The 21997-nt window shown below is 66.7% G+C and carries 26 protein-coding genes; 17 read left to right on the top strand and 9 right to left on the bottom strand.

Annotation, left to right across the window (positions count from 1 at the left end):
* The first annotated feature begins 87 nt into the window (after positions 1 to 87).
* From A7G45_RS19385 to A7G45_RS19370, 4 genes are read left to right on the top strand one after another with little or no spacing between them, the layout of a single operon-like run.
* Complete coding sequence (locus A7G45_RS19385) at positions 88 to 1029, top strand: ACP phosphodiesterase PptH (protein ID WP_071285203.1); 942 nt, start codon at positions 88 to 90, stop codon at positions 1027 to 1029.
* A 31-nt stretch (positions 1030 to 1060) separates the two neighbouring features.
* Entirely contained in the window at positions 1061 to 1726 is a 666-nt protein-coding gene (gene pptT, locus A7G45_RS19380) for a 4'-phosphopantetheinyl transferase PptT (RefSeq protein WP_071285205.1), read from the top strand.
* Positions 1723 to 2622: a tRNA pseudouridine(55) synthase TruB gene (truB, locus tag A7G45_RS19375; protein ID WP_083420206.1), complete on the top strand. Its 900-nt coding sequence runs from the start codon at positions 1723 to 1725 to the stop codon at positions 2620 to 2622. The genes pptT and truB overlap by 4 nt, the downstream gene beginning before the upstream one ends.
* 6 nt (positions 2623 to 2628) lie before the next feature.
* Complete coding sequence (locus A7G45_RS19370; protein ID WP_260939536.1) at positions 2629 to 3606, top strand: DUF2804 domain-containing protein; 978 nt, start codon at positions 2629 to 2631, stop codon at positions 3604 to 3606.
* A gap of 17 nt (positions 3607 to 3623) precedes the next feature.
* Here A7G45_RS19370 and A7G45_RS19365 read toward each other — a convergent pair whose 3' ends face one another.
* Together A7G45_RS19365 and A7G45_RS19360 are read right to left on the bottom strand one after the other, a co-directional pair.
* Entirely contained in the window at positions 3624 to 4481 is an 858-nt protein-coding gene (locus A7G45_RS19365) for an SDR family NAD(P)-dependent oxidoreductase (RefSeq protein ID WP_260939530.1), read from the bottom strand.
* A complete protein-coding gene (locus A7G45_RS19360) occupies positions 4478 to 4939 on the bottom strand; it encodes a cytochrome P450 (RefSeq protein WP_260939528.1) in 462 nt (153 codons plus the stop codon). Before A7G45_RS19360 ends, A7G45_RS19365 begins: the two co-directional genes overlap by 4 nt.
* Between A7G45_RS19360 and A7G45_RS19355 the strand changes: the two genes are divergently transcribed.
* Positions 4866 to 5318 (top strand): SDR family NAD(P)-dependent oxidoreductase, encoded by a 453-nt coding sequence (locus tag A7G45_RS19355; RefSeq protein ID WP_236737184.1) that lies wholly within the window; start codon positions 4866 to 4868, stop codon positions 5316 to 5318. The two genes, A7G45_RS19360 and A7G45_RS19355, sit on opposite strands and share 74 nt — an antisense overlap.
* A gap of 71 nt (positions 5319 to 5389) precedes the next feature.
* Here the strand turns inward: A7G45_RS19355 and mntR are convergent, their stop codons facing one another.
* Complete coding sequence (gene mntR, locus A7G45_RS19350) at positions 5390 to 6106, bottom strand: manganese-binding transcriptional regulator MntR (protein WP_071285211.1); 717 nt, start codon at positions 6104 to 6106, stop codon at positions 5390 to 5392.
* Positions 6107 to 6186: 80 nt separating this feature from the next.
* Between mntR and A7G45_RS19345 the strand changes: the two genes are divergently transcribed.
* The 4 genes from A7G45_RS19345 (at position 6187) to A7G45_RS19330 (ending at position 11473) form a co-directional block, all read left to right on the top strand.
* Positions 6187 to 7161: a bifunctional riboflavin kinase/FAD synthetase gene (locus tag A7G45_RS19345; RefSeq protein ID WP_043393752.1), complete on the top strand. Its 975-nt coding sequence runs from the start codon at positions 6187 to 6189 to the stop codon at positions 7159 to 7161.
* A gap of 92 nt (positions 7162 to 7253) precedes the next feature.
* Positions 7254 to 7523 (top strand): 30S ribosomal protein S15, encoded by a 270-nt coding sequence (gene rpsO / locus A7G45_RS19340; RefSeq protein WP_043393753.1) that lies wholly within the window; start codon positions 7254 to 7256, stop codon positions 7521 to 7523.
* Between the two features lie 331 nt (positions 7524 to 7854).
* A complete protein-coding gene (locus tag A7G45_RS19335) occupies positions 7855 to 10143 on the top strand; it encodes a polyribonucleotide nucleotidyltransferase (protein WP_260939493.1) in 2289 nt (762 codons plus the stop codon).
* Positions 10121 to 11473, top strand: a complete 1353-nt coding sequence (locus tag A7G45_RS19330) for a M16 family metallopeptidase (RefSeq protein ID WP_260939490.1) — start codon at positions 10121 to 10123, stop codon at positions 11471 to 11473. The genes A7G45_RS19335 and A7G45_RS19330 overlap by 23 nt, the downstream gene beginning before the upstream one ends.
* Positions 11474 to 11521: 48 nt before the next feature.
* On the opposite strand, the gene A7G45_RS19325 is transcribed toward A7G45_RS19330, so the two are convergent.
* Together A7G45_RS19325 and ald are read right to left on the bottom strand one after the other, a co-directional pair.
* Positions 11522 to 12061: a DUF4334 domain-containing protein gene (locus A7G45_RS19325; protein WP_260939487.1), complete on the bottom strand. Its 540-nt coding sequence runs from the start codon at positions 12059 to 12061 to the stop codon at positions 11522 to 11524.
* Between the two features lie 121 nt (positions 12062 to 12182).
* On the bottom strand, positions 12183 to 13289 hold the full coding sequence (ald, locus tag A7G45_RS19320) for an alanine dehydrogenase (RefSeq protein ID WP_260939485.1): 1107 nt from the start codon (positions 13287 to 13289) through the stop codon (positions 12183 to 12185).
* An 89-nt stretch (positions 13290 to 13378) separates the two neighbouring features.
* On the opposite strand from ald, the gene A7G45_RS19315 reads away from it, so the two are divergent.
* Entirely contained in the window at positions 13379 to 13903 is a 525-nt protein-coding gene (locus A7G45_RS19315) for an HTH-type transcriptional regulator AldR (protein WP_260939479.1), read from the top strand.
* Here the strand turns inward: A7G45_RS19315 and A7G45_RS19310 are convergent, their stop codons facing one another.
* On the bottom strand, positions 13904 to 14806 hold the full coding sequence (locus tag A7G45_RS19310; protein ID WP_260939477.1) for an NAD-dependent epimerase/dehydratase family protein: 903 nt from the start codon (positions 14804 to 14806) through the stop codon (positions 13904 to 13906).
* Positions 14807 to 14842: 36 nt separating this feature from the next.
* Between A7G45_RS19310 and dapB the strand changes: the two genes are divergently transcribed.
* Genes dapB through A7G45_RS19295 form a run of 3 tightly spaced genes read left to right on the top strand, consistent with a single transcriptional unit; the run spans position 14843 to position 16504 of the window.
* Complete coding sequence (gene dapB / locus A7G45_RS19305; RefSeq protein ID WP_071285226.1) at positions 14843 to 15577, top strand: 4-hydroxy-tetrahydrodipicolinate reductase; 735 nt, start codon at positions 14843 to 14845, stop codon at positions 15575 to 15577.
* A gap of 10 nt (positions 15578 to 15587) precedes the next feature.
* Positions 15588 to 16058, top strand: coding sequence for a tetratricopeptide repeat protein (locus tag A7G45_RS19300; RefSeq protein WP_260939474.1), 471 nt, complete (start codon positions 15588 to 15590; stop codon positions 16056 to 16058).
* Positions 16055 to 16504 (top strand): flavodoxin family protein, encoded by a 450-nt coding sequence (locus tag A7G45_RS19295; protein ID WP_260939472.1) that lies wholly within the window; start codon positions 16055 to 16057, stop codon positions 16502 to 16504. Before A7G45_RS19300 ends, A7G45_RS19295 begins: the two co-directional genes overlap by 4 nt.
* A 54-nt stretch (positions 16505 to 16558) precedes the next feature.
* Here the strand turns inward: A7G45_RS19295 and A7G45_RS19290 are convergent, their stop codons facing one another.
* Positions 16559 to 17380 (bottom strand): hypothetical protein, encoded by an 822-nt coding sequence (locus A7G45_RS19290; RefSeq protein WP_260939468.1) that lies wholly within the window; start codon positions 17378 to 17380, stop codon positions 16559 to 16561.
* A 220-nt stretch (positions 17381 to 17600) separates the two neighbouring features.
* Between A7G45_RS19290 and A7G45_RS19285 the strand changes: the two genes are divergently transcribed.
* Positions 17601 to 18080 (top strand): hypothetical protein, encoded by a 480-nt coding sequence (locus tag A7G45_RS19285; RefSeq protein WP_260939465.1) that lies wholly within the window; start codon positions 17601 to 17603, stop codon positions 18078 to 18080.
* On the opposite strand, the gene A7G45_RS19280 is transcribed toward A7G45_RS19285, so the two are convergent.
* Positions 18074 to 18991 (bottom strand): HpcH/HpaI aldolase/citrate lyase family protein, encoded by a 918-nt coding sequence (locus tag A7G45_RS19280; protein WP_260939463.1) that lies wholly within the window; start codon positions 18989 to 18991, stop codon positions 18074 to 18076. The genes A7G45_RS19285 and A7G45_RS19280 overlap by 7 nt on opposite strands.
* A gap of 44 nt (positions 18992 to 19035) precedes the next feature.
* Positions 19036 to 19776: a dienelactone hydrolase family protein gene (locus A7G45_RS19275; protein ID WP_260939461.1), complete on the bottom strand. Its 741-nt coding sequence runs from the start codon at positions 19774 to 19776 to the stop codon at positions 19036 to 19038.
* 43 nt (positions 19777 to 19819) lie between these two features.
* Between A7G45_RS19275 and A7G45_RS19270 the strand changes: the two genes are divergently transcribed.
* The 3 genes from A7G45_RS19270 to A7G45_RS19260 all read left to right on the top strand — a co-directional run bounded on the left by A7G45_RS19270 (position 19820) and on the right by A7G45_RS19260 (position 21995).
* Positions 19820 to 20620 carry a thymidylate synthase gene (locus A7G45_RS19270; protein ID WP_071285237.1) on the top strand — a complete coding sequence of 267 codons (801 nt, stop codon included), beginning with the start codon at positions 19820 to 19822 and terminating at the stop codon, positions 20618 to 20620.
* A 69-nt stretch (positions 20621 to 20689) separates the two neighbouring features.
* Positions 20690 to 21154 carry a dihydrofolate reductase gene (locus tag A7G45_RS19265; RefSeq protein ID WP_260939459.1) on the top strand — a complete coding sequence of 155 codons (465 nt, stop codon included), beginning with the start codon at positions 20690 to 20692 and terminating at the stop codon, positions 21152 to 21154.
* A 37-nt stretch (positions 21155 to 21191) separates the two neighbouring features.
* Positions 21192 to 21995 (top strand): transglutaminase-like domain-containing protein, encoded by an 804-nt coding sequence (locus A7G45_RS19260; RefSeq protein WP_071285241.1) that lies wholly within the window; start codon positions 21192 to 21194, stop codon positions 21993 to 21995.
* The last annotated feature ends 2 nt before the right edge of the window (positions 21996 to 21997 follow it).

The following is a 21997-nucleotide window of genomic DNA, read 5'->3' as shown; positions in this document are numbered from 1 at the left end:
TGGGAGAACCTGTTCTAGTTTCTCCCACTGCGCGGGACGGTTGGCACGACAGCGGGGGTTGCTACCACCCAAGTACCCTGGATTTTTGTGTCGACCCAGCCGACCCTTTGGGCAATCAGTGACCTGCACATCGGGCACACCGGAAACAAGCCGGTCACCGAATCGCTGCACCCGGCGTCGCCGGACGATTGGCTGATCGTCGCCGGCGACGTCGCCGAGCGCACAGACGACATCCGGTGGTCGCTGGACCTGCTGCGCAAGCGCTTCGCCAAGGTCATCTGGGTGCCGGGCAACCACGAACTGTGGACCACCGCCAGGGACCCGATGCAGATCTTCGGGAAGTCCCGTTACGACTACCTGGTCGACATGTGTGACCAGATGGGCATCGTCACCCCCGAGCATCCGTTCCCGGTGTGGACCGGCCCGGGCGGCGCGGCGACGATCGTGCCGATGTTCCTGCTGTACGACTACAGCTTCCTGCCGGCCGGCACCGCGACCAAGGCCGAGGGCCTGGCGCTGGCCAAGGAACGCAACGTCGTCGGCACTGACGAGTTCCTGCTCTCGAGCGAGCCCTACGCCACTCGGGATGCGTGGTGCCGGGACCGGCTGAACATCACTCGTAAGAAGCTCGACGACCTGGATTGGATGGAGTCGACGGTTCTGGTCAACCACTTCCCGCTGGTGCGGGAACCTTGCGACGCCATGTTCTATCCGGAGTTCTCGCTGTGGTGCGGTACCACCGCGACCAAGGACTGGCATACCCGCTACAACGCCATCTGCTCGGTGTACGGCCACCTGCATATCCCGCGCACCACCTACTACGACGGGGTGCGGTTCGAGGAAGTCTCCGTCGGTTACCCGCGAGAGTGGCGGCGCCGCAAGCCCTACCGGTGGATGCGCCAAATCCTGCCGGACCCCCAGTACCCAGCTGGCTACCTCAACGACTTCGGTGGCCACTTCGAGATCACCCAGGAAATGCGGGAGCACGCGCAGAAGATGCAGGACCGAATCAATTCGAGGCGACTGTGATGAGCGCTTGCGCGAAGAACGAGGCGGCACTGTGAGCGACGCGCTGCTGACTCAGGTGCTGCCCGACGTGGTGGCCACTGCCGAGAGGTATTTCGACGCAGTCGATCTCGTACCGCTGCCCGAGGAAGAGCCGCTGATCGCCCGGTCGGTGGCCAAGCGCCGCAACGAGTTCATCACCGTCCGGCAGTGCGCCCGTGAGGCATTGGGCAAGCTCGATGTGGGCCCGGTCCCGATCCTCAAGGGCGAGAAGGGCGAACCCTGCTGGCCCGACGGGATCGTCGGCAGCCTGACGCACTGCGAGGGCTTCCGCGGCGCGGTGGTGGCGCGGTCCACGCAGGTGCGGTCGGTCGGTATCGACGCGGAACCGCACGGGGTGCTGCCCAAGGGCGTGCTCGGCGCTGTGGCACTGCCGGAAGAGCAGAGCGCCATCGGGACGCTGGAGGGTGACCTGCACTGGGACCGAATCCTGTTCTGCGCCAAGGAAGCGACGTACAAGGCGTGGTTCCCGCTGACGCAGCGGTGGCTGGGATTCGAGGATGCACACATCACGTTCGAGCTGGATGCCACGGGCAGTTCGGGCACGTTCCTGTCGAGGATCTTGATCGACCCGGCAGCCGAATCCGGGCCACCGCTGATCGAACTGCCGGGGCGTTTCACCGTGTCGAACGGGCTTGTGCTGACGGCGATCTCGCTGTGAAGGCGTCGAAGCCCGCCCCACCACCCGGTCTGGTGATCGTCGATAAGCCCGCCGGCATGACGAGCCACGACGTCGTCGGCCGGTGCCGGCGGCTGTTCGGCACCCGCAAGGTCGGGCACGCCGGCACACTCGATCCCATGGCCACCGGTGTGCTGGTGGTGGGCATCGAGCGGGCCACCAAGATCCTGGGCCTGCTGACGGCCACCGACAAGACGTACATCGCGACCATCCGGCTCGGTCAGACCACGTCGACCGAGGACGCCGAAGGTGAAGTGCTGCAGACGGTTTCCGCTGCCCAGGTGACCGATGAGCAGATCGAGGACGCGGTGGCGGCGTTGCGTGGCGAGATCGATCAGGTGCCGTCGGCGGTCAGTGCCATCAAGGTCGACGGCGAGCGGGCGTACAAGCTGGTGCGTGAAGGCAAGGCGCCGGAACTGGCGGCGCGCCGGGTGCGGATCTCTCGGTTCACTGTTGATGCGGTGCGGCGCGTCGAGGAATTCGTCGATGTGGACGTGACCGTGGACTGCTCGTCGGGCACCTACATCCGGGCGCTGGCCCGTGACGTCGGTGCGACGCTCGGTGTCGGTGGGCATCTGACGGCATTGCGGCGCACCAAGGTTGGTCGCTACGGCTTGGACGAGGCGCGAACGTTGGAGCAGCTGACCGACGCCGCCGAATTGAGCTACTCGCTGGATGCGGCTTGCCTGCTGGGGTTCCCGCGTAGGGACCTGACCGACGCCGAGGCCGAGGACACGCGCCATGGCCGGGCCCTCGCGCCGGCCGGCATCGAGGGCACCTACGCCGCGACCGCTGCCGATGGCCGCGTGATCGCGCTGTTGGAGGACGGGCCCAAACGCACCAGCAGCGTCGTGGTGCTGCGTCCGGCGACGCTGTAACGGCGCATGGCCACCCGCGAGCGCGAGATCACCGAGCCCGTCGACCTGTGCTCGCCGTCAGGCCGGCTCAATCTGGATGCCGTGGGTTGGACTCGAACGCCGTTGCACCGCTGCAACTTACGCGGTTGGGGCCGCACCAAGCGGTGGGAGTACTGGTGCGTCACGACGCCGACGCATCTGGTTGCGGTGACCGTCTCCAGCCTCGACTACCTCGGTGTCAACAACATCTACTTTCTCGAATACGGTGGGCGCGAGATCAACCGCAACAGCGTGCTGCCGCTGGCTCGCGGGGTGACATTGCCGACGAGTCTCGGCGACGGCCCGAGCGGCGCCCGTGGTGCGGTGGCCATCAACCTCGAAGAAGGCCCCGACGGCACCCGAATCCAGTTCTCCTGCAACACCGCTGATGGCCCGCTGGCTGGCGACTTGATGGTGGCTCTGGCGCCGGGGCACGAGACGCTCGGGGTCGTGGTGCCGTGGAGCGACCGCAAGTTCCAGTACACCGCCAAGCACACCGCGCGACCGGCGACGGGCACGGTGCGCCTCGGGGAACAGAACTACGACTTCACGGGCGGCTGGGGTGTCCTCGACCACGGCCGGGGCCGCTGGCCGGCGCTGGTCCGATGGAACTGGGGCGCGGCGTCCGGTCACACCGACGGCCACGTCGTTGGCCTGCAACTGGGCGGCAAGTGGACGGTCGGCACGGGCATGACCGAGAACGCCCTCTGCGTCGACGGCCGGCTCACCAAGATCGGCACGGAGCTGGACTGGACCTACGGCGACTACCTCGCGCCGTGGTCGATTCGCACACCCGGCTCTGATGAGGTGGACCTGGTCTTCACGCCGTTCCACGATCGGAATCCGTCACCCGGCACCCATCAGTGCTTCGGCCACTACGACGGACGCATTCGCACCGACGATGGACGGACCGTGGCGGTCGAGCACCTACTGGGCTGGGCCGAGCAGGTCAGCCTGGTGTGGTGAGGCGCTGCCTTCGACGCCTACGCCGGTGAGCGATTGGCCACCGCGTTGAGCACCCGGCGCGCGATCGGCATCGCGGGACGGACAAGGTCGAAGTAGTGCACCGGCAGCACAGTGGCCAGCGTGTTCATCAGGTGGGCGTCGGGCCCGATCAGGATGCGTGCGCGGCCACGTTCGATACCCCGCTGGATGGTCGCGGCCGCCTGTTCCGGTGAGGTGCGGGCGAGCGTGGTGAAGTTGCGGTGGAACAGCTCCGGGTCGGTGTTGCCGAGGGCATCCACGCGTACCCGCCCGGCCCTGGTGATCGGGGTGTCGATCCCGCCGGGGTGCACGGTCACCGCATGCACCCCGGTTCGGTGCAGCTCGTGCCGCAGTGCTTCGGTGTAGCCGCGGACCGCGAATTTGGATGCGCAATAAGCGGTTTGGGTGGGGAAGGCGAGCAATCCGAGAATGCTCGACAGGTTGACGACGACGCCGGACCCCTGGTCGATCAGGTGCGGCAGGAACGCGCGGCACCCGTGCACGACGCCCCAGAAGTTGATGTCCATGAGCCAGGCGTCGTCGTCGTAGACCGCGTCGGCGGCGAACTGGGAGACCACGACACCCGCATTGTTGACGACGACACCCACTGGTGCCGGTGCCCATGCCATCACCTTCTGTGCCCAGGCCAGCTGCGCGTCACGGTCCCGCACGTCCAACACTTGGGTCACGCAGGGTCCGGGCAGTTGAGCCTGCGTCTCGGTGAGGCCGTCGGGATTCCAATCCGTCAGTGCCACTGGGCATCCCGCACGCGACAGCCGGATGGCCAACGCCCGGCCGATACCCGAACCGGCGCCGCTGATCACCGCCGTGCGTCCGGTCACCGCGATGCGCGTCATGCGGTTGCCCCCGCCGCCACGTCCGTGCGGCGCCGAATCACCATGGGCAGACCGCCCTTTGGGCGCAGTGTGGTGAATCCCTCCTCAACGACTCGGTGGCCCGGCAGTGTGTCCAGAACGAACCGCTGACTGGTCCGGGCGGCGATCAAGGTGCCCTCCATCATCGCGAACTGCGAGCCTATGCAGATGCGCCGGCCACCACCGAACGGCACATAGGCGGCTTTCGGCCGGTCGGTCCCGGCGCCCGGCAGGAATCGGGTGGGGTCGAACCGCTTGGGCTCGGGCCAGACGTCCGGATTGCGGTGTAGCCGGTGGGTCAGCACGATGAGGATGGTGCCCTTCTTGATGTAGTAGCCGTTCAGATCGTCGTCGGCAGTGGCCCTGATGCGCGGGCGCGGCGGCCACATCGTCAACGTCGCCTCGCTGGCCGGAGTGAGCGCGTTTCCCGGTCTCGCCACGTACTGCGCCACCAAGCACGCCGTGGTCGGATTCACCGAGGCCCTGCATCTCGAACTCGCCGATGACGGCATCGCGGTCACCGCGGTGCTCCCGGGCGTCGTGCACACCGAACTCTCGGCGGGTCACAGCGCACCGCGCTGGATTCAGCCCATCAGCGAAGTGGAACCCGACGACGTCGCCGCGGCCATCGTCGACGCTGTCGTCCGTGGCAGAGCGAAAGTGGCCGTGCCGCGACCGCTCGGCGCCATGATCAAGATCATGGGCGCGCTTCCGGACGGTGCCCGGCATTGGATCTCGCACGCGGCCCACTTCGACACCACGTTCACTCACACCGACGCGGCGGTGCGTGCGGCGTACCACAGCAGACTCGCGAACTGATTGCTGCCCATCGGCCAGTTATTGCACGCAAATCACGAAAAAGCGTGCGACAACTGGCCGCTCGGCGTGAGTTAGGCGACGACCCAGATCGCTTCGGCCGCGGGGTTCCCGAGGTCGACGGTGGTGGCATCCGCGTCGCCATCCGCAGCGTCCGCGGCGCTGACTGCCACCGAGATCATCCCGGCGAAATCCCGCCGGGCCACCACGCGCAGGTGGGAATCGAGCGTGATCCCGACGCTGTCGAAGTACCGCAGCATCTCGGGGTCGTGATCGGAAATCCGGGCCACCGTGCCGGCGTCGCCGTCCGCGCAGGCCGACAGCTGCCGGGCCGGGGGAGTCGGCACCCGGCCGTCGGCCGCCGGGATCGGATCGCCGTGCGGGTCCCGGGTCGGGAAGCCGAGCTTGGCGTCGATGCGGTCGAGCATCCGGTCCGACACGGCGTGCTCCAGCACCTCGGCTTCGTCGTGCACCTCGTCCCAGCCGTAGCCGAGCTCGCGCACCAGGAACGTCTCCATCAACCGGTGCCGCCGGACCATGGCCAGCGCCGCGCTGCGCCCGGTGTCGGTCAGCGTCACGGCGCCGTACTTCTCGTGGTGCACCAGGCCTTGGTCGGCGAGCTTGCGGATCGATTCGGACGCCGTCGACGCCGACACCCCGATGCGTTCTGCCAGCATCTTTGTGCTGACTTTCTCCCGCGACCACTCCTGCGCGGTCCAGATGACCTTGAGGTAGTCCTGGGCGACCGGGGATAGATCTGGCGGATTGCCAGCGTCTTCTGCAGGACTCACAGCACAAAGTTTAGGCAATCGTCACCTGATCCGGGGATCTCACGGTGCCTGCCGCAGCGGCGCGCCGTAGGCTTGCGGGCGTGCAGCGCTGGCGTGGGCAGGACGAGATCCCCACGGACTGGGGCCGATGTGTGGTCACCATCGGGGTGTTCGATGGCGTACATCGTGGACATGCGGAGCTGATCAGCCATGCCGTCAAGGCCGGCCGATCCCGCGGCGTGCCCACGGTGCTGATGACGTTCGATCCGCATCCGATGGAAGTGGTCCTACCGGGCAGCCATCCCGCGCAGCTGACGACGCTGACGCGCCGGGCCGAGCTGGTCGAGGAACTCGGCGTCGATGTGTTCCTGGTGATGCCGTTCACCACCGACTTCATGAAGCTGACTCCCGAGCGCTACGTGCATGAGCTCCTCGTCGAGCGCTTGCACGTCCTCGAGGTCGTGGTCGGCGAGAACTTCACCTTCGGCAAGAAGGCCGGCGGCAACGTGCCGCTGCTGCGCAAGGCCGGGGAACGGTTCGGTTTCGCCGTCGAGGGCATCTCGCTGGTGGCCGAGCATCACCGCGCCGAGACCGTCACGTTCTCGTCCACCTACATCCGGTCCTGCGTGGACGCCGGCGACATGGTGGCCGCGACCGAAGCGCTGGGGCGCCCGCACCGCGTGGAAGGCGTCGTCGTCCGCGGCGACGGCCGGGGCCGCGGCCTGGGTTTCCCGACCGCCAACGTTGCCCCGCCGATGCACTCGGCGATCCCGGCCGACGGCGTCTACGCCGCGTGGTTCACCGTGCTCGGGCACGGCCCCTCGGTCGGCACCGTGACACCGGGGGAGCGTTACCAGGCCGCGGTATCGGTGGGCACCAATCCGACGTTCTCCGGGCGCACCCGCACCGTCGAGGCCTTCGTGCTCGACACCGAGGCCGACCTGTACGGCCAGCACGTGGCGGTCGATTTCGTCTCGCGCATCCGCGGCCAGGAGAAGTTCGATTCGGTGGATGACCTGGTCGTGGCCATGGATCGCGATACGCAGCGAGCTCGCACGATTCTGGCTGCGCACTAGCTCCCTGCTAAACTTCCCGACGCGTGTGCTGCAGTTCGCGGCGGCCGCGCTCTTGATTGTTCTTCGCGGACCGAATTGATGGAGTTGTTTTCGTGGCACTCACCACCGAGCAGAAAAAAGAGATCCTGGGCCAGTACGGCCTGCATGAGACCGACACCGGTTCGCCGGAGGCTCAGGTCGCCCTGCTGACCAAGCGCATCTCGGACCTGACCGAGCACCTCAAGCAGCACAAGCATGACCACCACAGCCGGCGTGGCCTGCTGCTGCTGGTCGGCCGTCGCCGTCGGTTGCTCAAGTACGTCGCCCAGGTCGACGTCGCGCGGTACCGCTCGCTGATCGAGCGTCTGGGTCTGCGTCGCTGACGCACCACTGATTCATCACCATCGCCAGGTCTGCTCCTGCAGGCCTGGCGATGGCCATTGGTACGGGTAGTAACATGAATTTGTTTTGGGCCCGAGTGCTCAAAACATCGGAACGTCACACCAGCGTCCGCCTGAACCTCGTGGGGCGGTCTTCGGTAGTGGCTGCCGGGGCATGACCCCGGCCGCTTCGATCGACGGCCGTCAGCAGTTTGCGGGATGGTTTTCGGGTTTTCTGGATGCTCGCGTGTGACGATGCGACAGCTGTAACAAAGAGGATCCAGAAAAACGGAACCCGCATAGGGCGGGCCCCAGAGAGGTTATTGCGACATCCATGTCTGCAGTTGAAATTGAAGACGGCGTATTCGAATCGACCGCCGTTATCGACAACGGGAGCTTCGGCACCCGCACCATCCGCTTCGAGACCGGCCGGCTCGCTCGCCAGGCCGCCGGCTCCGTCGTCGCCTACCTGGACGACGAGACCATGCTGCTGAGCGCCACCACCGCCAGCAAGAACCCCAAAGACCACTTCGACTTCTTCCCGTTGACCATCGACGTCGAAGAGCGCATGTACGCCGCGGGCCGCATTCCCGGCTCGTTCTTCCGCCGCGAGGGCCGGCCCTCCACCGACGCGATCCTGACCTGCCGTTTGATCGACCGGCCGCTGCGCCCGTCGTTCGTCTCCGGCCTGCGTAACGAGATCCAGGTCGTCGTCACCGTCCTGAGCCTGGACCCCAAGGATCTGTACGACGTGCTGGCGATCAACGCCGCATCGGCGTCGACCCAGATCTCGGGCCTGCCGTTCTCCGGTCCCGTGGGTGGCGTCCGCGTCGCCCTCATCGAGGGCCAGTGGGTTGCCTTCCCGACCGTCGAGCAGCTGGAGACCGCTGTCTTCGACATGGTTGTCGCCGGCCGCGTGGTCGACGGCGATGTCGCGATCATGATGGTCGAGGCCGAGGCCACCGACAACGTCATCGACCTGATCGCCGGCGGCGCGGGTGCGCCGACCGAGGCCGTGGTGGCCGAGGGCCTGGAGGCTGCGAAGCCCTTCATCGCCGCACTGTGCAAGGCGCAGCAGGAGCTGCACGACGCCGCCGGTAAGGAGACCGCCGAGTACCCGGTGTTCCCCGACTACGCCGACGACGCCTTCCAGGCTGTGGCCGCCGTGGCCAGCGATGCGCTGGCTCAGGCGCTGACCATCGCCGGCAAGCAGGAGCGCGACGATCGCACCGACGAGATCAAGGTGGAAGTTCTGCAGCGCCTCACTGTGGACTCGGAGACCTACGCCGGCCGCGAGAAGGAGATCGGCGCGGCGTTCCGCTCGCTGACCAAGAAGCTGGTTCGCCAGCGCATCCTGACCGACCACTTCCGCATCGATGGCCGTGGCATCACCGACATCCGGGCCCTGTCGGCCGAGGTCGCCGTGATCCCGCGGGCACACGGCAGCGCGCTGTTCGAGCGCGGCGAGACCCAGATCATGGGTGTCACCACGCTGGACATGGTCAAGATGGCTCAGCAGATCGACTCGCTGGGACCCGAGACCAGCAAGCGCTACATGCACCACTACAACTTCCCGCCGTTCTCGACCGGTGAGACCGGTCGCGTCGGTTCGCCGAAGCGCCGCGAAATCGGCCACGGCGCGCTGGCCGAGCGGGCCCTGATGCCGGTGCTGCCGAGCATCGAGGAGTTCCCGTACGCCATCCGCCAGGTCTCGGAAGCGTTGGGCTCCAACGGTTCCACCTCGATGGGTTCGGTCTGTGCCTCCACCCTGGCCCTGTTGAACGCCGGTGTGCCGCTGAAGGCCCCGGTCGCCGGTATCGCCATGGGTCTGGTCTCCGACGAGGTCGACGGCGAGACCCGCTACGTCGCGCTGACCGACATCCTGGGCGCCGAAGATGCCTTCGGCGACATGGACTTCAAGGTCGCCGGCACCAAGGAGTTCGTCACCGCCCTGCAGCTGGACACCAAGCTGGACGGCATCCCGTCCAAGGTGCTGGCCGGCGCCCTGGCCCAGGCCAAGGACGCGCGTCTGACCATCCTCGAGGTGATGGCCGAGGCCATCGACGAGCCGGACGAGATGAGCCCGTACGCGCCGCGCATCACCACCATCAAGGTGCCGATCGACAAGATCGGCGAGGTGATCGGGCCCAAGGGCAAGGTGATCAACCAGATCACCGAGGAGACCGGTGCGAGCATCTCCATCGAGGACGACGGCACCGTGTTCGTCGGCGCCTCGAACGGCGAGGCGGCGCAGGCGGCGATCGACAAGATCAACGCCATCGCCAACCCGCAGCTGCCCAAGATCGGTGAGCGGTTCCTCGGCACCGTGGTGAAGACGACGGACTTCGGTGCGTTCGTCTCGCTGCTGCCGGGCCGTGACGGTCTGGTGCACATCTCCAAGCTCGGCAAGGGCAAGCGCGTCGCGAAGGTCGAGGACGTCGTGAACGTCGGCGACAAGCTGCGCGTGGAGATCGCGGACATCTCCGCGGACAACCGTGGCAAGGGTCAGAAGATTTCGCTGATCCTGGTGGATGAAGACGGTGCAGCGGCGGCTGAGGCTCCCGCTGAAGCTGGATCCGATTCGGAGACTGCGCCGGCAGATGCCGCGACTGCAAACTCCTAAATCGACACTGCGTAACGGCCGGGGTTCTTCAGCGACATCGCTGGAGGCCCCGGCCGCTGTGCGCAAGACCAATCTCCCCGGCGGGCTGCGGGTCGTCACCGAACACCTGCCGCACGTCCATTCGGCATCCATCGGGGTGTGGGTCAACGTCGGCTCGCGCGACGAAGGGCCGAGCGTGGCCGGCGCGGCGCATTTCCTGGAACACCTGCTGTTCAAGTCGACCCCGACGCGCACCGCCGTCGAGATCGCGCAGGCCATGGATGCCGTCGGTGGTGAACTGAACGCCTTCACCGCGCGTGAGCACACCTGCTACTACGCGCATGTGCTGGACAGCGACCTCGAACTGGCCATCGACCTGGTGTCCGACGTCGTGCTCAACGGCCGTTGTGCCGCAGCGGATGTCGAGCTGGAGCGCGACGTGGTGCTCGAAGAGATCGCCATGCGTGACGACGACCCCGAGGACACCCTCGCGGATGTCTTCCTCGGGTCGATGTTCGGCTCGCATCCCGTGGGCCGGCCGGTGATCGGCAGTGTCGAATCGATCGCGTCGATGACCCGGAACCAGCTGCACTCGTTCCACGTCCGCCGGTACACGCCGGACCGGATGGTGGTCGCGGTCGCCGGAAACATCGACCACGACCAGGTGGTGTCGTTGGTGCGCAGGCACTTTCGGCCGCACCTCGTGCGTGGCCGCAAGCCGGTGCCGCCGCGCAAGGGTGCCGGCCGCGTGCCCGGCACGCCGACGCTGCAGTTCGTCAAGCGTGACTCCGAACAGGCGCACATGTACCTGGGTGTACGTACGCCGGGCCGCAACTGGGAGCACCGGTGGGCGCTGTCGGTGCTCAACACCGCGCTCGGTGGCGGGCTGAGTTCCCGGCTGTTCCAACAGATCCGGGAGAACCGCGGGCTGGCCTACTCGGTGTACTCCACGATCGACACGTTCTCCGATGCCGGTGCGCTGTCGGTGTATTCGGCCTGCCTGCCCGACCGCTTCGAGGAGGTGGTCCGCGTGACCACCGACGTGCTGGAAGACGTTGCGCGCGACGGCATCACCGCCGACGAGTTGCGCATCGCCAAGGGCTCGATGCGCGGCGGTCTGGTGCTGGGCCTGGAGGATTCCGGCTCCCGGATGCACCGCATCGGGCGTGCCGAGCTGAACTACGGCAACCACAAGTCGATCTCGGACACCCTCGCGTCGATCGAAGCGGTGACGCTCGAAGAGGTCAATACCGTTGCGCGCGAACTACTGACGCGGCCCTTCGGTGCCGCGGTGCTGGGTCCGCACCGGTCGAAGCGCTCACTGCCGAAGCAGCTGCGCTCCATCGGCTAGCGACTTGTGCACGTTTCGTATCGCCGGCCGATACGAAACGTGCACAAGTCACCTTTCCCGGCGCAGCACGAAGAAGTACGGCTGTGATTCGCCGCGGAAGTCCATGGCCCCCAATACCGCGTCGTCGGACAGCTTGCGGAACACATCGTTGATCGGCAGCTGGTCGTAGACCATTGTCGCGGTGTCGACTCCGCGGTACCGCGTGGTGCGCAGCCGCGCCTTGGCCGAGCGGGCCTGCAGCACGGGACGCAGGGTCGCGATGGGTTTGGCGGCCGGAATTCGTTGTAGCAGTGGCACCTTGGTCACCAGGCCGAGGCCGGCGAAGGCCAGCGCAGGGTTGAGTGGCCACAACGTTTGACCTGAGGCGTCCGGGAACAGCAGCGGATGCACGGTCTCGGCGTCGACGAACTGCTTGCCCCACCAGCCGCTGGTTTCCAGCAGCCCGTCCATCGGGTGCCCGGTGGGCACTTCCGCGCCGTGCCAGATGCCGATCATGAAGTCGGGTTCGACGGCCGGCGCGGCGTCGAAGATCTCGAGGGCCGCGTCCGTCGTCGTCGGCGGAGTGGGTAGTAGTTCCTGCAAGAGCATGCCCACGACGATACTTGACACGTGTCAAAAATTCAGTGCCGGTTCGGGTGAAAGTCATCGCCCGGCCGGCGCGACGGCGCGCCGGTCGGGCGATGGGTATCGAGATTCGGGTGTCAGGGCGTCAGAGCACGACGTCGCCCAGCGGCAGACCCAGGTCCGCGGCGACCTGGCCGCACAGCAGCTGACCGTCGTGCGTCGACAGGCCCTTGGCCAGCGCGGCGTCGCCACGGCACGCCGCCTGCCAACCCTGATCGGCGAGCTTGAGCACGTACGGCAGGGTCGCGTTGGTCAGTGCATAGGTCGACGTGCGCGGCACTGCGCCGGGCATGTTGGCCACGCAGTAGAAGACCGAGTCGTGCACGGCGAAGGTCGGGTCGTCGTGGGTGGTGGGCTTCGAGTCCTCGAAGCAGCCGCCCTGATCGATCGCGATGTCGACCAGCACGGAGCCCGACTTCATGTGGGCCACAGTCGAATTGGTGACGAGCTTCGGGGCCTTGGCACCCGGGATCAGCACCGCGCCGATGACCAGGTCGGCCTGCTTGACGGCGTCTTCCAAGTCCAGGCTCGAGGAGTACCGGGTGTGGATTCGCCCGTTGAACTCGGCATCGATCCGGCGCAGGGTGTCCAGGTTGACGTCGAAGACCGTGACGTGTGCGCCCATGCCGCTGGCGATCTGTGCGGCGTGGAAGCCCGCGGTGCCGCCGCCGATGACGACGACGTTGGCGGGGGCAACGCCCGGCACGCCGCCCATCAGGACGCCGCGGCCGCCGTGGCTGCGCATCAGGTGGTAGGCGCCGACCTGGGCCGACAGCCTGCCTGCCACCTCGCTCATCGGGGCGAGCAGGGGCAGGCGGCCGTCGGCTGTCTGGACGGTTTCGTAGGCGATCGAGGTGGTGCCGGACGCCAGCAGGGCGTCGGTGCATTCGCGCGAGGCGGCCAGGTGCAGGTAGGTGAACAGGGTCTGGCCCTTGCGCATGCGGTGGTACTCGGCGGCGATGGGCTCCTTGACCTTGAGGAGCAGATCGGACTCGGCCCAGACCTGGTCTGCGGTGGTGACGATCTGTGCGCCAGCGGCCTTGAAGTCGTTGTCCGCGATCGCCGAGCCTTCGCCGGCTCCTGCCTGGATCAGCACCTCGTGGCCGTGCTTGACCAGTTCGGCGACGCCGGCCGGGGTGATGGCCACCCGGTACTCGTTGTTCTTGATTTCGGTCGGGATACCGACGTGCATCTGGGGTTCTCCTCAGGGCGGATCAGGTGATGTCCTAAGTGTGAATAAACGTCGGCTGACCTGCAATATCTGTGACTATAATTCTCAACATGGCGCCTACTTCTGAACGATCTTCGAAATCGGAGGTTCGAGCGGCCTCCCAGCCGAAGGATGTTCAGCCCGTCGAACTCGATGACGTGGACCGCCAGATCGTGACCGCTCTGCACGCCGATGCGCGCATGCCCAACAGCGCACTTGCCGAGTTGGTCGGGATCGCCGCATCGACCTGTCACGGCCGGGTGCGGCGGTTGCAGGAGCTCGGGGTGATCCGCGGGTTCCACGCCGACATCGACCCCGCCGCCCTCGGGTTGGGCTTGCAGGCGATGATCTCGGTGAGCCTGCAATCAGGTGCCCGGTCGCGTATTCGCGACTTCATCGCCCACATGTGCAGGTTGCCGCAGGTGATGGACGTCTACTTCCTGGCCGGCGCCGACGACTTCATCCTGCACGTCGCGGCCCGCGACACCGCGCACCTGCGCGCGTTCGTGGTGGAGCACCTCAACGCCGACGCCGACGTGGCAGGCACCCAGACCTCGCTGATCTTCGAGCACCTGCGCGGCGCCTCGCCGCTGTGACTAGCGGCTGACCAGTTCCGGGTGGAACTTGGTCACCAGTCGGCGGATGCCGTGGCGCCAGTCCACCGAGGTGCCGCCGATCAGTTCGTGCATGCGCGTGGTGTCCGTCGGGCCGCCGCGCAGCGCATTCGGGTCTTCGGTGAACACCGGTTCGCGGCCGACGAGTTCGCCGATGTAGGCACACCATTCCTGCAGGCTCACGGTCTGATCGCCGCACCAGTTCACCGTGGTGGCGGGCACCGACGCCGCGTCCAGCAGCTTGGGCAGCGTGGCCAGGATGTCGTCTTCGTGGATCGGGTTGTAGCGGGCCGGGCCGCCCGGCGGTACCTGGATCGGGATGCCCGCCAGGATCATCTCCATCTGGTAGTACGGCCAGCCACCGTTGTCGCCGTAGGGAACGTTGAACCGGGCGATCACCGCGGGCAGGCCGAGGGCGCGGGACATGGTGCGCACGACCGTCTCGCCCGCGATCTTGGAGATCGAGTAGGTGGGGAACAGGTGCTTGTGGTTGTCGCCCAGCGCGGCTGACTCGGTGCGCGGCTCGTCGTCGGGCGGGTCGTACACCGCGGCCGACGACGTGTGCAGGAACGCTTTCGCCTTGCGGCAGTGCGCCATCAGCAGGCCGACGGACTCTGCGTTGGCGGCCAGGTCCTTGTCCCATCGGCCGGTCTTGGCCACCGCCAGGTTGATCACGTAATCGAAATCGGATGGCAGCGCGCTGAAGTCACCGACTGCGAGGTTGACCGCCGCACAGCGGACCCCGGCGTGTTCCAGGGCCCCTCGGGAGCGTGGGTCGTTGAACCGGGCGACACCCCACACCTCGTTGTCGACCGCCAGGGCTGTGGCGATCGGGGTGGCCACTTGGCCGGTGACTCCGGTGATGAGGATCTTGGCGCCGCGCATGGGGCCGATAGTAGGGCGGCCGCTAGGGTTGACCTCATGCGAGTCGGAGTTCTGGGTGCCAAGGGCAAAGTCGGTGCAACCATCGTCGAGGGCGTGGAAGCCGCCGATGACCTGACATTCACCGTCGGCGTCGATGCCGGTGACGAGTTGAGCCTGTTCACCGACAGCGGCACCGAGGTCGTCGTCGACTTCACCCACCCGGACGTCGTGATGGGCAACCTGAAGTTCCTCATCGACAACGGCATTCACGCTGTCGTCGGCACCACGGGCTTCACCGAGGAGCGCCTCGCCCAGGTTCGCGAGTGGGTTGCCGCCAAGCCCGGCGTCGCGGTGCTGATCGCCCCGAACTTCGCCATCGGCGCGGTGCTGTCCATGCACTTCGCCAAGCAGGCCGCCCCGTTCTTCGAGTCGGTCGAGGTCGTCGAGCTGCACCACCCCTACAAGGCCGACGCCCCGTCGGGCACCGCCACCCGCACCGCGCAGCTGATCGCTGAGGCGCGAAAGGGCTTGCCGCCCAACCCCGATGCCACCAGCACCGGCCTGGAGGGCGCACGTGGCGCTGACGTCGACGGCATCCCCGTGCACTCGGTGCGGCTGCGTGGCCTGGTGGCGCACCAGGAAGTGCTGTTCGGCACCCAGGGAGAAACGCTGACCATCCGGCACGACAGCATCGACCGCACGTCGTTCGTGCCCGGTGTGCTGCTCGGTGTCCGCGAGGTCGCCAAGTACCCGGGGCTGACCATCGGCATCGAAACCCTGATGGGGCTGTGACGGGCCGGTGATGACCAAACCGAGCTCGCAGGTAATCCGCATCCAGCTGGTAGTCGCATTCCTGTGCGTGGCGCTGGTGGTCTACTTCGTGATGCTCGGACGCTCCGGCGTCATCCTCATGCAGTCGGGCGAGGCCGCGGCGATCGGGCTCGGCATCGGCATCTTCGTGCTGCCGCTGATCGGCCTGTGGGCCATGGTCGCCACCTTGCGGGCCGGTTTCGCACACCAGCGGCTGGCGCGGCTGGCCCACGACGAAGGCGTCGAGCTCGACATCAGTGACCTGCCCAAACGCCCGTCGGGTCGCATCGAGCGCGACGCCGCCGACGCGCTGTTCGAGTCGGTGCGCGACGAGGTCGAGGCCGCGCCTGATGATTGGCGCGGCTGGTACCGGCTGGCCCGCGCCTACGACTACGCGGGGGACCGGACCCGGGCCCGCGAGACCATCCGCAAGGCCGTCCGACTGGAACAAGCCTCACGATGAAACTCCTTGTCGTGCACCACACTCCGTCTCCGAACTGCCAGGAGATGTTCGAGGCGGTGCTCGCCGGAGCGACCGATCCCGAGATCGAGGGCGTCGACGTGGTGCGCCGTCCGGCGCTGACGCTGTCGGCTGCCGACGTGCTGGCAGCCGACGGCTACCTGCTGGGCTCGCCCGCGAATCTGGGCTACATGTCGGGCGCTTTGAAGCACGCGTTCGACCAGATCTACTACCCGTGCCTGGACGCGACGCGCGGCCGGCCGTTCGGCCTCTGGCTGCACGGCAACGAGGGCACCGAAGGCGCGGAGAAGGCCGTCACATCGATCACCACCGGGTTGGGCTGGGTGAAAGCGGCTGAGTACGTGGTGGTTTCGGGTAAGCCGAGCAAGGCCGACCTGGAGGCGTGCTGGAACCTAGGAGCGACGGTCGCGGCGACGTTGATGGCGTGACCGCTGGTGCATTTGACCGATGGGCACGCGTTGTCGAGCGATCGCGGCAGCCTTCTAGGCGTTCTCGTGGCGCGCCGTCGTCAACCGGTCGAACAGGGTCTGCATCCGCGAAACTCGATTGAGGACCTCGATGGGCAGTTTGCCGCCCGTCGAACACATTATTGAGAAACGCTCGCGTTGATAACGCCCGTCGACCCTGACGCGGGTTGCTCTGGTGCTGATCGTTCGAATTCGGGATTGCGTTTTCGAGAGTGCATATTTCAGCAATCGTTCGCCATGCAATTTGTTTCCGGCTTCGCAGAAGTTCATTGCCTCTTCGATGCGGAATCCATAGGGGCGGAACGAATCGGATCCGCAGATCGCAAATCGGTCGTTGACGCCGTTCCACCACTGCCAGGAGGGAACGTGTACCGTTCGTTGCCACTCGTTCGACTGGCCGAACGGGTACTGAGGCAGCGGACGGTGGTAGTAGAGATCGGGTCGTGCGAAGACGACAAAATCGGGCTCGAATGCCTCGATCAGTCCGGTGACCTGGTGCAATGAGTTGAGTTGGTGAACAAGGTTGCATAGCGAAGAGAAGCCGTCGTCCCAGGCATCACCGTACTTCTTGAGGGTGTGGAAGCCCCACCTGTCCAAGCATTCGTCACGTTGCTCCAGAATTCCTGTCATGTTGTCGACGAATGGCGAATAGTTGGATACGTTCAGCGCGTGGGACTCGCCCGACCGCTGATTGACGACCGCATCCTGTTGGTAGAAATGGTAGAAGCACGTCACTTCTGCTTCGGTGGGCAATGCGCCCACAACGTACTTCTGGATAGACGGATAGCAGACGCCGGAACTTCTGGGTATGCCGAAGAAGCCAACGGCAATCCGCATTGATGTCCCCCTCGGTCACTGCGCAATATCGTCACCCTAGCGATCTTCATCACCGTCGGCACTGCTACAAACACATCGGCAGGATTCAGTTAGGTGTATGTCGTCAGTTCAGAAACTGACGGCTGCGAAGGTCATGGGCCGGACAACGGCGGTGCGGCTCACGGATTGAGCCTGTTGGTCCGTAGTGTTTCGGATTGAGTGGACAGATGAGGAGCCGACCATGGGAATCGCGGATCTGGCGTTGGGAGCCGCGCCGCTGGCCGGAGGCGCGCTGCTCGGAGCCGTCGCGGGCAACCTGAAGCCACCGGACGTGCGGGCCGCGATCAAGGCCGACATGGACCTGCTGGACCGCATCCCGGCCGAGCAGACCGAGCGCCGCGCCGAGTTGCAACGAACCATCGACATGCGGATCGACGAGCTGATCACCGCCGTCGACCGCAGCCGCCAGCTCAAGTCGACGGCGATCGGTTACGCGTTCAACCGCGAGGGCCGGCTGCGCGACATCCTGGTCTTCATCCTGGCGGTGCTGTTCACCATCATCTGGTGGAACCTCAAGCACTCCCGCACCGGTTGGCTGCCGATGTTCATCGCGCTGATCGTCTTCACCGCACTGGCCGGTTGGTACGCGCTGCGCGGCATCATCCGGGCGTTTTCGTCAGTGCTGCGCCGCAACAAGAACGCCGGGGACGCCGCTCAGTAGTGGTAGGTGTCCGACGGTGCCGACACGTGGTCGGGGTCGTCGCCGAACATCGACGGGTGAATGCCGTACGCCTTCGCCAGGTCGAGGATCTTGTTGGCGCGGGCGATACGCGGCAGGTCGGAGCCGTTGCGGATTTCGCCGCCGTCGCGCTCGAACTCGGCGAAAAACTCCTGCGCCCAAGCGATTTCATCCAGTGACGGGGACAGGCCCTCATTGACCGTTCCGCACTGCTCGGGGGTCAGACAGATCTTGCCGGTCATGCCGAACTCGATGGACACCGCGGTGGCCTCACTGAGCTTGCGGCTACTGGACCCGATGGTCGGGCCGTCGATGGCGCCGGGCAGATGTGCCGCCTTGGCCGCGATGGTGAACCGCGAGCGGGCGTAGGCCAGCGTCGCCGGGTTGTCGCCGAAGCCGGTGTCACGTCGGAAGTCACCGATACCGAACGCCAGCCGGAACGTGCCCTTGGCCGACGCGATCTCGGTGATGCGCTCGAGGCCGCGGGCGGTCTCGACGAGCGCGACGATCGGCACGTTGGGCAGCCGCTTGGCCGTCTCGGTGACGTGGTCGACGGACTCGACCATCGCCAGCATGATGCCGCCCACCGACGTCTTCGACAGCATCTCGAGGTCGTCGGCCCACCACGGGGTGCCGAACCCGTTGACGCGGACCCAGTCGGTGTTGCCCTCGCCGAGCCAGCGCGCCGCGTTGTCGCGCGCCGAGTCCTTGTCCTTGGGCGCTACCGCGTCCTCGATGTCGACGATGACGATGTCAGCGGGGGACCGGGTGGCCGGCGAGAAGCGGTCGAACTGCGCTCCGTTGACCAGCAGCCAGCTGCGCGCGAGTACGGCGTCCAGTCGGGATCCGTGCTCGTTGGCGTCGGGTTCGTAGGTGCTGGGCTGGTCATACACACGTCAATCGTCCCGCACGGCGGGAGCTGGGCCAGCTCCGGGGGTTACTTCAGCGCCGCACCGAACACCCGCTCCATGGCCTCCCAGTGCCGCTGCGCCGCGGCCTCGTCGTAGGCGCCGGCGTTGTCGGGCACCGCGAAACCGTGCGCGGCGGGGTAGAACTCGACGGTGTGCTCGACGCCGGCGTCGGTCAGCGCGCGGTCCAGAATCTCGCCCTGCTCGGCGGTGAAGGACCCGTCGTTCTCGGCGGCGCCCACATAGACCACCGCGCTGATCCGGCCGGCGTTCAGGTGCGGGCTGTCGTCGGTGTCGGTGACGAGTCCGCCGCCGTGGAACGACATCGCCGCGGCGACCCGGCTGGGCAGCTTGCCCGCGATGATCACCGAGGTGCGACCGCCCATGCAGTAGCCGGTGGTACCGAACTTGTCGCCGCTGACCTCGGGCCGGGCGGCCAGGTAGTCGAAGAATGCCGCCGCATCGGCGGCCATGATGTCCTGCGTGACCTTGCGCATCATCCCGAACAGCCGCGCCCGTTCGGTCTCGTCGGAGAACGCGGTGGCCATGTCGAACGGCGCCCATCCGGCGTCGCGGTAGTAGATGTCCGGTACCAGCACCACGTAGCCCAGTGCGGCCAGGCGCGCGGCCATGTCGTCGAAGGTCTGCCGCGGGCCGCCCGCGTCGGGGTACATGACCACCGCGGGCCACGGACCGGTGCCCTCGGGGGTTGCGACGGTGACGGCGCAGCTGCCGTCGGCGGTGGTGATGGAGTCCTTGGTGATCGGCATGGCATCCGTTCTACTCCGGGGGTGCCGCACGTAAGCTGGCAGCGTGGCTGTGCCGACTCCCTATGAAGACCTGCTGCGCCTGGTGCTCGAGCAGGGCACGCCGAAATCCGATCGCACCGGGACCGGCACCCGCAGCCTGTTCGGCCACCAGCTGCGCTACGACCTGGCGGCCGGCTTCCCGCTGCTGACCACCAAGAAGGTGCACACCAAATCGGTGATCTATGAGCTGCTGTGGTTCCTGCGCGGCGACTCGAACGTGCGGTGGCTGCAGGAGCGTGGCGTCACCATCTGGGACGAATGGGCTTCGGAGACAGGCGAACTCGGGCCGGTGTACGGCGTCCAGTGGCGGTCCTGGCCGACGCCGTCCGGCGAGCACGTCGACCAGATCAGCGCGGCGCTCGAGATGCTCAAGACCAACCCGGACAGCCGACGGAACATCGTCTCGGCCTGGAACGTCGGCGAGATCGCCCAGATGGCCCTGCCGCCGTGCCACGCGCTGTTCCAGTTCTACGTCGCCGACGGCAAGCTGAGCTGCCAGCTGTACCAGCGCAGCGCCGACCTGTTCCTCGGCGTGCCGTTCAACATCGCCTCCTACGCGCTGCTGACGCACATGATGGCCGCCCAGGCCGGCCTCGAGGTCGGCGAGTTCGTCTGGACCGGCGGCGACTGCCACATCTACGACAACCACGTCGAGCAGGTGCAGCTGCAGCTGTCCCGCGAGGCCCGGCCGTACCCGGAACTGGTTCTGGCGCCTCGGGATTCGATCTTCGACTACGAGTACGAGGACATCGCGATCGTCAACTACGACCCGCACCCGGCGATCAAGGCTCCCGTTGCGGTCTGACCTCGAACGTGAAGTAAATGGTGAGTTTTCGGCCGAATTTCGCGAACAACTTCACGTTCGGCCGATGCCATGAAGCTGATCTGGGCCCAGGGCAACGGCGGCGTCATCGGCCGCGGCAATGACATCCCCTGGCAGCTGCCCGAGGACATGGCCCGGTTCAAGGAGCTGACGCTCGGGCAGACGGTCGTGATGGGCCGGCTCACCTGGGAGTCGCTGCCGGCCAGGTTCCGGCCACTGCCCGGGCGCCGCAACGTCGTCGTCAGCCGGGACGGCGGATACGTCGCCGACGGCGCCGAGGTGGTCACGTCGTTGCCGGCCGAGGTCGACGGCTGGGTCATCGGTGGGGCGCAGCTGTACGCGCTGGCTCTCGAATCTGCGACGCTGTGCGAGGTCACCGAGATCGACGTCGACGTGCCCGACGGTGACGCGTTCGCGCCGACCCTGGACGACAGCTGGACCGTCACGCGCGGGGAGTGGCTGACCAGCAAGACCGGCTTGCGGTACCGGTTCTGCAGCTACCTGCGCCGGCCGTAGTCTGCCGGCCGTCGCGCGTACTGGCATCATCTGTGGCATGAAGCGACAGGTCAGTGCTGAGCTCGACGTCGAGGTGACCGAACCGACCACGCTGGAGTTTCAGATCGCGGTCGCTCCACACCCCGGCGCCACGGTCGCGGAGTCGATGTCATTTGTGTTGAACGGCAACGCAATACAGCCCCGCGAGATATGCGGGGCGCACGGAACCCGCATTCATACCTTCGATGCGGCCCCGGGCAACCTGAGCGTCCACTACTCGGCGACGATCGACGGGCACTGCGACCCGGCTCCGGTCTCCGACTACGACAGGACGATGTATCTGCGGCCCAGTCGGTACGCCGAAGCGGACAGGCTCTACGGCTTCGCCGCCGCAGAATTCGGCCAGTATTCGGACGCCGCAACCCTGTTGGAGAAAATCTGCTACTGGGTTGGGTACCGGCTGCAATACGTCCCCGGCTCCAGTGATCCCATCGACGGCGCCGTCGATACCCTGCTGGCCGGACGAGGAGTTTGTCGGGACTACGCCCATTTGGTCGTAGCGCTGCTGCGCGCCGCGAAAGTCCCGGCTCGCCTGGTGGCCGTGTATGCGCCCGGGTGCGTTCCCATGGACTTCCACTCCGTCGCCGAAGCGCTCGTCGACGGCCAGTGGCGTGTCGTCGATGCGACCGGACTGGCTCCACGGCAGTCCATGGTGCGCGTCGCGACCGGACGCGACGCCGCTGATATCGCCTTCTTGGATAACCACAACGGTGCCATCAACCTGAACCGGGTCGCGGTCACCGCCGTCACGGATACCGATCTGCCCATCGACTCGGTGCACGACCTGGTATCGATCACCTGACC

This window comes from Mycolicibacterium llatzerense, assembly GCF_025331195.1.
Lineage (GTDB): Bacteria > Actinomycetota > Actinomycetes > Mycobacteriales > Mycobacteriaceae > Mycobacterium > Mycobacterium llatzerense.
Note: the sequence above shows the minus strand (reverse complement) of the source record. Positions and strands in the feature narration are given on the sequence as shown.

Bases quoted from the DNA above. Each gene is read 5' to 3' on its own strand.
- A7G45_RS19285 (WP_260939465.1), top strand. From the start codon at position 17,601: ATGGGAATCGCGGATCTGGCGTTGGGAGCCGCGCCGCTGGCCGGAGGC.
- A7G45_RS19370 (WP_260939536.1), top strand. From the start codon at position 2,629: ATGGCCACCCGCGAGCGCGAGATCACCGAGCCCGTCGACCTGTGCTCG.
- A7G45_RS19355 (WP_236737184.1), top strand. From the start codon at position 4,866: ATGCGCGGGCGCGGCGGCCACATCGTCAACGTCGCCTCGCTGGCCGGA.
- A7G45_RS19325 (WP_260939487.1), bottom strand. From the start codon at position 12,061: ATGCTCTTGCAGGAACTACTACCCACTCCGCCGACGACGACGGACGCG.
- A7G45_RS19265 (WP_260939459.1), top strand. From the start codon at position 20,690: ATGAAGCTGATCTGGGCCCAGGGCAACGGCGGCGTCATCGGCCGCGGC.
- A7G45_RS19300 (WP_260939474.1), top strand. From the start codon at position 15,588: ATGACCAAACCGAGCTCGCAGGTAATCCGCATCCAGCTGGTAGTCGCA.
- dapB (WP_071285226.1), top strand. From the start codon at position 14,843: ATGCGAGTCGGAGTTCTGGGTGCCAAGGGCAAAGTCGGTGCAACCATC.
- A7G45_RS19310 (WP_260939477.1), bottom strand. From the start codon at position 14,806: ATGCGCGGCGCCAAGATCCTCATCACCGGAGTCACCGGCCAAGTGGCC.
- A7G45_RS19260 (WP_071285241.1), top strand. From the start codon at position 21,192: ATGAAGCGACAGGTCAGTGCTGAGCTCGACGTCGAGGTGACCGAACCG.
- A7G45_RS19315 (WP_260939479.1), top strand. From the start codon at position 13,379: ATGGCGCCTACTTCTGAACGATCTTCGAAATCGGAGGTTCGAGCGGCC.
- A7G45_RS19290 (WP_260939468.1), bottom strand. From the start codon at position 17,380: ATGCGGATTGCCGTTGGCTTCTTCGGCATACCCAGAAGTTCCGGCGTC.
- A7G45_RS19365 (WP_260939530.1), bottom strand. From the start codon at position 4,481: ATGACGCGCATCGCGGTGACCGGACGCACGGCGGTGATCAGCGGCGCC.
- A7G45_RS19330 (WP_260939490.1), top strand. From the start codon at position 10,121: ATGCCGCGACTGCAAACTCCTAAATCGACACTGCGTAACGGCCGGGGT.
- A7G45_RS19275 (WP_260939461.1), bottom strand. From the start codon at position 19,776: ATGCCGATCACCAAGGACTCCATCACCACCGCCGACGGCAGCTGCGCC.
- A7G45_RS19335 (WP_260939493.1), top strand. From the start codon at position 7,855: ATGTCTGCAGTTGAAATTGAAGACGGCGTATTCGAATCGACCGCCGTT.
- ald (WP_260939485.1), bottom strand. From the start codon at position 13,289: ATGCACGTCGGTATCCCGACCGAAATCAAGAACAACGAGTACCGGGTG.
- A7G45_RS19295 (WP_260939472.1), top strand. From the start codon at position 16,055: ATGAAACTCCTTGTCGTGCACCACACTCCGTCTCCGAACTGCCAGGAG.